Below are 1,007 nucleotides of genomic sequence, written 5' to 3' on the forward strand. Positions count from 1 at the left end.
GACCACTTCCTAAAAAACATTCTTTACTTTTTCAAAACTGTACAGTATAAAAACGTAATTCCCTTAACATTCTTCATTTTATCTACGGTAAAAAAACATATTTTTACCAAATATTATTTTTTTGTTTACGTGCCGTTCATTCTTCCTTCATAAAAGAATAGTATGTTCAAAGTGTAGAAAATTTATTGTAGTGAGGTGCGGACATATGATATGGCTCATCCTGTTCTTGCCTGCCGTAGTGATTTGGACATTGGTCCTCTTCATTCACGTCAAATCTGGAAAAACTAATCACCATCATCACGAACCATTAATCTTTTACTCACAGCGTATTTCCCCGTTTCCAATTGAAAATACTAAATACAACTGCAAAGATGAAATAGAAAAAAGCTATCGAAAACGATAGCTTTTTTCTATTATTCTTTTATCTAATTTGAAGCAGCAACACCTATTATAATTTCAATTTATTTTACTGATGGATCAAATTTCACACCTACATCTTTTGGACCACCTTCACTTCTTACAAGCTGAATAATTTTATTCGCTTCTTTTTGTGAATGCTTTGCCGATTTAACTGTTACTTTAATGTCCGTTCCATCAGCTCTTACAAGAGCATCCTTATATCCGCCTTGAGATTTAATCACTGTCTCAAGTAATTGTTGCTTCGTTTCCATCGTAGTGATGGCATCAAGATTATCTTTCGCTTTACTCTTTTCTTCTGCTGAAGATTTTGATGACTTCATTACATTTTGTAACTTTTCTTTCTCTACACTACGCTGATCTTCCATTTGCATACGTAGCGCTGTAAAATTCTCATCGCTTGATTGAACTGTTACGCTAGCCTCTTTTTTACTTGTTTCTTTTTTGTCATTCTCTTTTTTGTCTGTTTCTTTATTTGTAGTTTCCTTGCTTGTATTTTCTTTTGTTGTCTCTTTATTTGTAGTTTCTTTCGTTGTTTCTTTTGTAACTGCTTTATCAACACCTTGCTTTTCTTGTCCCATCTTTTCACC

The 1,007-nt window shown here is 33.2% G+C and carries 2 protein-coding genes; one reads left to right on the plus strand and one right to left on the minus strand.

The features are described from left to right. Positions 1-205 precede the first annotated feature (205 nt). Positions 206-403 carry a hypothetical protein gene (locus tag AC1DTM_RS28450; RefSeq protein WP_012261697.1) on the plus strand — a complete coding sequence of 66 codons (198 nt, stop codon included), beginning with the start codon at positions 206-208 and terminating at the stop codon, positions 401-403. 58 nt (positions 404-461) lie between these two features. Here the strand turns inward: AC1DTM_RS28450 and AC1DTM_RS28455 are convergent. Further along, positions 462-1,007 (minus strand): SpoIIIAH-like family protein (locus AC1DTM_RS28455; protein WP_477001485.1); only part of this gene is annotated, 546 nt, incomplete at its 5' end.

It is taken from the genome of Bacillus sp. P4_D3 (assembly GCF_056401855.1).